Raw genomic sequence first — 7227 nt, 5'->3', positions numbered from 1 at the left:
GAAGCACCTTTCGCATGTCCAGAGGGGTCTGCGGTCACGCCCGCCGTGAAAGCCCGAGGTTAAAGCTGAGATGGGCATTACTGCATGATCACCGCCGGCCGTAGCCCCGGAACCCGGTGCAGCGGCCGCGCGCACGCCTACCGGGCCGACCGCCGCCTTTGGTGCCGCGTTTTCGCAGACAAGTCCGTCGCCCGGCAGCGCACAAGGCGGCACAGCCGACCATTGCCGCCGCCCAGCCCAGCCCAGCTCCGCAACCGCTGCCTCCGCAACCGCAGCCTCCGCCCCATCCTCGGGCGGGGCTCAGTCTCCCGTTCCGGTGCCGAAGAAGCCCATCAGGTCGTCGAACAGGTCGGAGACGGAGCCGCCGCCGTCGGACCCGGCGCCTTGGCCGTCGCCGCCGTCCGAGCCGGAGCCCGCCGAACCCGAACCCGAACCGGAGCCGTCCGGATCGCCATCGCCATCGCCGGTGCCGCCGCCCTCGGTGCCGCTGTTGCCGTCGCCGTTGTCCCGCGTACCGTCCTGCGGATCCTCGGTGTCCAGCGAGCCGGTTCCTGCGGGGTCGCTGCCGGCTTCGGCTTCGGGCAGCGCGGTCGAGGCGCCGGCCGCACCTTGGCCGGCAGGGCCGCCGGCCTCCGGGGCCTCCTGCGGGCGGACGGTGGCGTCCGCCGGCGGCTGCGGGTGTACCTGTGTGCCGGCATCCCCGGGCTGCTGCCCGTCGCCGGCGGCTCCGCCGGGACGTTCGGATACCGCTCCGGGGGCGCCCTCGATGGACGGAGCCGCCGTGGGCGGCTGCAGCGCGCCCGTGTCGGTGACCGTGTCGCCGGTCAGCATGCGTACGCCGGCCACCGCGCCCCACAGGCAGGCCACGACGGCCGCGGCGGCGAGCAGTGCGGTGATCGGGGTCGGCCACCGGGCACCTAACCCGGATCCGGCCGCGGACCTCTCCGGGCCTGCTCCGGTCCCGTTGCGGTCCCGCCCGTTCGGTCTGCCCCATCTGCCGGGTCTGACCCACCGGCTCCGTCTGCCCCGCCTGCCCGCGCGGCCGCCGCCGCCCGGATCACCCGCCGCATCGCCTCCCCCTGCGCCGGCTGCGGCGCCGGGACCGGGCCCGGCCACCGGCTCGGGGTCGGCGCGGGCGGGCACGTCGCGTGTTGTGACGCGGTCGGCGGGCAGGGCCGCCGTCTCTCCAGCGCCGCCGTCCCCCGCGTCGCTGTCAGCCGCCCCGGCTGCGGCGGTCTGCCCGGCGGCTTCGCACGGTCCGGCGCCCGGTGTGCGGTCGCGGTGCAGCGGGAATCCGTCCGCGCCCAGCGGAGCCAGCGCCTCGGCGGCCGCGCTGCGCTCGGCCGCGGCCTGCGCCGACGCGCAGTCGCCGAGTACCCGATCGCGCAGCGCGGGCGGCGGGCCCGGCGGTTCGAGGGCGCCCAGGACCATGCGTATGCAGTGCTCGGGTCCGCGGTCGCTCGCACCCTCCGGAACCAGGTCGTGCCTGGTCAGCAGCTCGGCGGAGTGCAGTACCGCGGTGCGGCACAGCTCTGCCGTCGTATCGGCGCCGAGACCGAGGATGGCTGCGATGCGTGGGGTGGACAGGCCGTGGCGCAGGTACAGCTCCAGCAGTTCGCGGTGGCTGGGCGGTAGCCGCAGCGATAACTGCACCACCGCCTGTTCCGCCTCGGCGGTGGCGAGCTGGGCGTAGGGCGAACGGGTGGCGAACCCGCGCCGGCGGGCGGCCGTGCGGGCGAGTGCGTACAGCCACGCGGCGAACTCCGCCTCGTCGCGGAGCGCGTCGATGCGGTGCGCGGCGGCCAGGAACGTCTCGTACAGTGCACCGGTGGCGCGGTCGGGCTCGGCCGCGGTGCCGCCGGGCCCCAGCAGCGACCAGCAGTACCGGTAGAGCTGGGGTGCGAACACGTCGTAGCACCGGTCGTAGCCGGTGCGGCGGCGCAGGTCGGCGGCCAGCTCGGTGTCCGGGGCCGCGCGGTGCCGCCCTGCCGGGGCGTGCGGCGAGCGCCCGGTTCTCCCGGGCGCCTTCGGTTGGTGTGCGGTTGTTCGTTGTGCGGACAGCGATGTCACGTTCCCTCCCAAAAGCGCGACATGCACCGGCCGACGCGCCCGTCTCGGGGCGATAGGCCGGAGTTGTCCGATAACGCTAGTGATCTAGGTGGAACGTTGTCCGGTACATAGAAAACATGCAGCTCGACGGTAAGGGTTTTGTTACCTCGAATTCAGTGCCGGGCTACTGGACGTGGCGAAGGGTGCCGCTGCGCTTACCTTCCGCCGTTTCGCCGCCCGCTCCGCTGCTCCGCCGGCCCGCCCGCCCCATCCGGTGCGGGCGGGCCGGCCCGCCGGTGCCGCCCTGATGCCGGCGGCGCTCACTCCCCGCCGCGGGAGGGCGTGCCGATGGCGACCATCCGCTCCACCGAGCGGCGCGCCCGGGCGGCGGTCTCGTCGTCGACGCGGATCTCGCCGTAGCCGTCGCGCACCGCCCCGAGCAGCTTGTCCGCGGTGATCATCTTCATGTAGTGGCACTCCGCCCGCGGGTTGACCGGCTCGAACTCCGCAACGGGGTTGGCGGAGCGCAACTGGTGCAGCATGCCGGTCTCGGTGGCGACGAGGACCTTGCTCGCCGAGGACTGCTCCGCTGCGCGGAGCATGCCGCCGGTGGAGAGCACCTTGACGCGCTCCTCGGGCACGGTACCCGCGCCCACCAGGTACAGCGCTGAGGTGGCGCACCCGCATTCGGGGTGCACGTACAGCTCGGCGTCGGGCTCGGCCGCGGCGCGCTCGCGCAGGGTGTGGCCGTCGATTCCGGCGTGCACGTGGCACTCGCCCATCCACACGTGGATGTTCTCGCGGCCGGTGACCCGCTTGACGTGCGCACCGAGGAACTGGTCGGGCAGGAACAGGATCTCCTGGCCCTCGGGAATGGAGCGGATGACGTCGGCCGCGTTGGAGGAGGTGCAGCAGATGTCGGACTCGGCCTTGACCGCGGCGCTGGTGTTGACGTAGGCGACCACGGCGGCGCCGGGGTGCTCGGCGCGCCAGGCGCGCACGTCCTCGGCGGTGATGGTGTCTGCCAGGGAGCAGCCCGCCGCGGGTTCGGGCAGCAGGACCGTCTTGTCCGGGGCGAGGATCTTGGCGGTTTCGGCCATGAAGTGGACGCCGCAGAAGACGATCGTGCTCGCGTCGATCTCGGCGGCCAGGCGCGAGAGCGCGAGCGAGTCGCCGGTGTGGTCGGCCACGTCCTGGATCTCGGGACGCTGGTAGTTGTGCGCGAGGATGACCGCGTCGCGCTCCTCGGCCAGCCGACGGACCTCCGCGGCCCATTCCGGCCCGGTCGTCGTGTCCGCTGCGGCGGTGACGGTTTCCATGTCCGTGCTCTTCCTACGAGGGGGAGGTCCGGTGATCCGGTCTCCAGGGATCGCCATCTCTCGTTTCGGCTGCGGCGATGTGCCCGCATCCAGTTTTTGTCTTGTAGGCAAAAACTCATAACACTCTAACATGGGGGGTCATGGCGGGGACAGGGGCAGTCAGCGCGGGCAAAGCGGTACGGCACGGCGCAGCGCCGGCGGACCGGGCCGGTTTCCGGCCCATCCGCCGGCCCGCCGACCGGACCCGGATCCGGGAAGCGTTGCAGGTCGCCGGCCGCCTCGCCGACCGGGGTACGGACCGGGCCGCGGGGCGCCCCGCGGCCCGCGGCATGGCCGAGGGGGCACACAAGTGAACACGAGCGAGTCCGGACCCCGCAGTGTTGCGGAGAACACTGCGGGGACCACTGCGGAGACCTCCGGGGAGGGCACCGCGGGAACCGCCGAGCAGCGCCGGCCGGCACCCCCCGCATCCGCCGCAGCTTCGGCCGCTCCGGCGCCCCCCGGCGGCGCACCCGCCGGCCACGAGGTGCTCGCCGTCGTCTTCCAGATCCGCTCCGACCAGCTCAGCGTGCTGCTGTGGCGGCGGGCGCGCCCGCCCTACCGCGAGCACTGGGCACTGCCGGGCGGCCGGCTGGGCGGAGCCGAGGGCCTGGACACCTCCATCCGCCGCCAGCTGGCCCAGAAGGTCGACGTCCGCGACCTCACCCACCTGGAGCAGCTGGAGACCTGCGGCGACCCCGGCCGCCATCCCCAGGGCCGCATCCTGGCCACCGCCTACCTCGGCCTGGTACCCGCCGACATCGACCCCGTGGTGCCCGCCGACACCAGCTGGCACCACGCAGGCGACCTGCCGCCGATGGGCTTCGACCACGCCGACATCGTGCACTTGGGACGCAGGCGGCTGCGCGCCAAGCTCTCCTACACCAACGTCGGCTTCGCCTTGGCGCCGCCGGAGTTCACCGTCTCGGAGCTGTCGCGCTATTACCGCGCCGCGCTCGGCCACGATGTCGCCGCCACCAACCTGCGCCGCGTACTGCTGCGCCGCGGCCAGATCGAGGAGACCGGCAGCTCCGTGCCCTCGGGCCGCTCGGGCGGCCGCCCGGCGGCGCTGTTCCGCTTCCGCACCCGCCGCCTGGAGATCACCGACGCGTTCGCCGTGCTGCGCCCGCCCTCGGGCGGCTGAGGCCGATTGCGGACGCGTTTTCCTACTAGGCGCCGACCTGCCCGGGTGCCGCCACCGAGCCGTGTTAACGTCCCATTCGTGAAGATTCGCAGTGTGGTCCTCGACGTCGGCGAAACCCTCATCGACGAGACCCGCATCTTCGAGCGGTGGGCGCACCGCCTGGGGGTGCCGCGGCTGGCCTTCTTCGGCCTCATGGGCGCCGTGCTCGCCGAAGGCCGCCCGCTGACCGATGCGTTCCGGTTGGTCAAACCCGGCTTCGAGCTCGACGCCGAATCCGCCGCCTGGCTGGCCGAGGAACCCGAGTCGCTCCGGGAGAACTTCGACGCCGGCGACCTCTACGCGGATGTGCGCCCCGCTCTTGCCGAACTGCAGGCGATGGGCGTGAGCGTGGTCATCGCCGGCAACCAGCCCTCAGCCGCCGGCGCCTCGCTGGCCGCCATGGACCTGCCCGCCGACCAGATCCACGTCTCCGACGACTGGGGTGTGGCCAAACCCGATCCCGCCTTCTTCGACCGGGTGGTTTCGGTCACCGGCAACACTCCCGCCGAAATCCTCTACGTCGGCGACCGCCTCGACAACGACGTGCTGCCCGCCAAACAGGCCGGGATGCGCGCCGCGCTGCTGCGCCGCGGCATGCTCGGCTACCTGCACGCCGGGCGCGCCGCGGCCGACCGGGCCGACACCGTGCTCGACGGCCTGGACGGGCTGCCGGCCTGGGTCGGCGCCCAAACCGGCTGAGTGCCGAACGGGTGCCGGCTCCGGCTCCGGCCCTGATTCCGGCCGCGGCCCCGCCGGTCCCTGCCCTGTTTGACCTGATTCAGGCCGGGTAAACGCAAGCGAATGACGCATCGGCGTGCCACGCCCCGAGGAGAGACACCACCGAGGACATGATCACCTTCGAGGGCGTAAGCAAGCGCTACCCCGATGGCACAGTCGCCGTCGACGACCTCCACCTCACGGTGCCCACCGGCCACACCACGGTGCTGGTCGGCTCCTCGGGCAGCGGCAAGACCACCGCGCTGCGGATGATCAACCGCATGGTCGAGCCCACCGCCGGACGGGTGGCCATCGACGGCCAGGACGTCCGCGGGCAGGACCCGCCCGTCCTGCGCCGCTCCATCGGCTATGTCATCCAGCAGGCCGGGTTGTTCCCGCACCGCACGGTCGTCGACAACGTCGCCACCGTCCCCCTGCTGCTGGGCTGGCGCAAGCCGCGGGCCCGCGAGCGCGCCCGCGAGCTGATGGAGCTGGTGGGCCTGGCGCCCGAGCACGCCTCCCGCTACCCCCACCAGCTCTCCGGCGGCCAGCAGCAGCGCGTGGGCGTGGCCCGCGCGCTGGCGGCCGACCCGCCGGTCCTGCTGATGGACGAGCCGTTCAGCGCCGTCGACCCCGTGGTCCGCACCGGGCTGCAGGACGAGCTGCTGCGGCTGCAGGCCGAACTGCGCAAGACCGTGGTGTTCGTCACCCACGACATCGACGAGGCCGTCAAGGTCGGCGACAGCATCGCCGTGCTGCGGCCCGGCGGACGGCTCGCCCAGGTCGACCGCCCCGAACGGCTGCTGGCCGAACCCGCCGACGACTTCGTCGAGTCGTTCGTGGGTTACGACCGCGGTGTGCGCCGGCTGTCGTTCTTCCCGGCCCGCGACCTCCCGTTGCGCAGCGACGTCATTCTCGCCGCGGGCGAGACCGCGGCCGGGGCCCGCGAGGTGGCCCGTCGCACCGGCGAACCCTGGCTGCTGGCCGTCGATGCCGACCGCCGTCCGCTGGGCTGGGTGGCCGCCGAGACACTGGCCGCAACCGCCGACGGCGGCCGCGCAGTCGCCGATCTGGACCTGGTCGGCTACGGCCACGTGTTCACCGTGGCCACCGACTCCCTGCGGGCCGCGCTCGACGCCGCCGTGCTCTCGCCGGCCGGGCGCGCCGTGGGCGTCGCCGACGACGGCACCGCCCTGGGCGCCGTCGCCCAGACCGAGCTGGGCGCGGCCATCTGGGCCGTGGGCACCGGCGACGAGAACTCCGCTGCCGTGGCGGACGGCCGTGGCTGAGGCGGGGCAGCCCGTACCGGCGCTGCAGGCCGCCGCCGGCAACCCGCTGTGGGACTGGGCGATTGCAAGCTGGCAGTGGGGGCGGCAGAACCTCGACGACCCGGTCGGGCCGATGCTGGCCGAGCACGTGCTGCTGTCCTACGCGCCCGTGCTGATCGGACTGGTGCTCGCGGTCCCGCTGGGCGTGCTCAGTGTCCGCTACCGCGTCCTCTACCCGCCGGTACTCGGCGGGGTCAACGCCCTCTACGCCATCCCGTCCCTGGCGCTGTTCTTCCTGCTGCTGCCCTACACCGCGTTCAGCCCGTGGACCGCCATCATCCCGCTGGCGCTGTACACCCTGGCCATCCTGGTGCCCAACGTCGTCGACGGTTTGCACCAGGTGCCCGACCACGTGCGCCAAGCCGCCGTTGCAATGGGTTTCGGCCCGCTGCGCCGGCTGCTGCTGGTGGAGCTTCCGGTGGCCGTCCCGGTGATCATCGCGGGCCTGCGCGTGGCCGCGGTGGCCACCATCAGCATGGTCAGCGTCGCCTCCCTGGTGGGGCTGGGCGGCCTGGGCGGAATCATCCTCACCTACGGTTTCGCGCGCGACTTCGTCGCCCCGGTCGTGGTGGGCATCGTGCTGTCGGTGGCG

General features: G+C 73.3%; 6 protein-coding genes. 4 read left to right on the top strand and 2 right to left on the bottom strand.

What is annotated here, in order from left to right:
• Nucleotides 1-300: 300 nt before the first annotated feature.
• Both ACYVD5_RS12035 and nadA read right to left on the bottom strand, forming a co-directional pair.
• Entirely contained in the window at nt 301-2070 is a 1770-nt protein-coding gene (locus ACYVD5_RS12035) for an RNA polymerase sigma factor (RefSeq protein ID WP_461001076.1), read from the bottom strand.
• A 299-nt stretch (nt 2071-2369) separates the two neighbouring features.
• Entirely contained in the window at nt 2370-3368 is a 999-nt protein-coding gene (nadA, locus tag ACYVD5_RS12030) for a quinolinate synthase NadA (RefSeq protein WP_461001075.1), read from the bottom strand.
• Between the two features lie 526 nt (nt 3369-3894).
• On the opposite strand from nadA, the gene ACYVD5_RS12025 reads away from it, so the two are divergent.
• From ACYVD5_RS12025 to ACYVD5_RS12010, 4 genes are all read left to right on the top strand, one after another.
• Nucleotides 3895-4551 (top strand): NUDIX hydrolase, encoded by a 657-nt coding sequence (locus tag ACYVD5_RS12025; RefSeq protein ID WP_461001078.1) that lies wholly within the window; start codon nt 3895-3897, stop codon nt 4549-4551.
• A gap of 84 nt (nt 4552-4635) precedes the next feature.
• Nucleotides 4636-5289, top strand: coding sequence for an HAD family hydrolase (locus ACYVD5_RS12020; protein ID WP_461001077.1), 654 nt, complete (start codon nt 4636-4638; stop codon nt 5287-5289).
• Nucleotides 5290-5438: 149 nt separating this feature from the next.
• Complete coding sequence (locus ACYVD5_RS12015) at nt 5439-6596, top strand: ABC transporter ATP-binding protein (RefSeq protein WP_461001074.1); 1158 nt, start codon at nt 5439-5441, stop codon at nt 6594-6596.
• Nucleotides 6589-7227 (top strand): ABC transporter permease (locus ACYVD5_RS12010; protein ID WP_461001073.1); only part of this gene is annotated, 639 nt, incomplete at its 3' end. The genes ACYVD5_RS12015 and ACYVD5_RS12010, both read left to right, overlap by 8 nt.

The sequence above is a fragment of the Streptomonospora sediminis genome (genome assembly GCF_054778995.1).
Note: the sequence above shows the minus strand (reverse complement) of the source record. Positions and strands in the feature narration are given on the sequence as shown.

Bases quoted from the DNA above. Each gene is read 5' to 3' on its own strand.
- nadA (WP_461001075.1), bottom strand. From the start codon at position 3,368: ATGGAAACCGTCACCGCCGCAGCGGACACGACGACCGGGCCGGAATGG.
- ACYVD5_RS12015 (WP_461001074.1), top strand. From the start codon at position 5,439: ATGATCACCTTCGAGGGCGTAAGCAAGCGCTACCCCGATGGCACAGTC.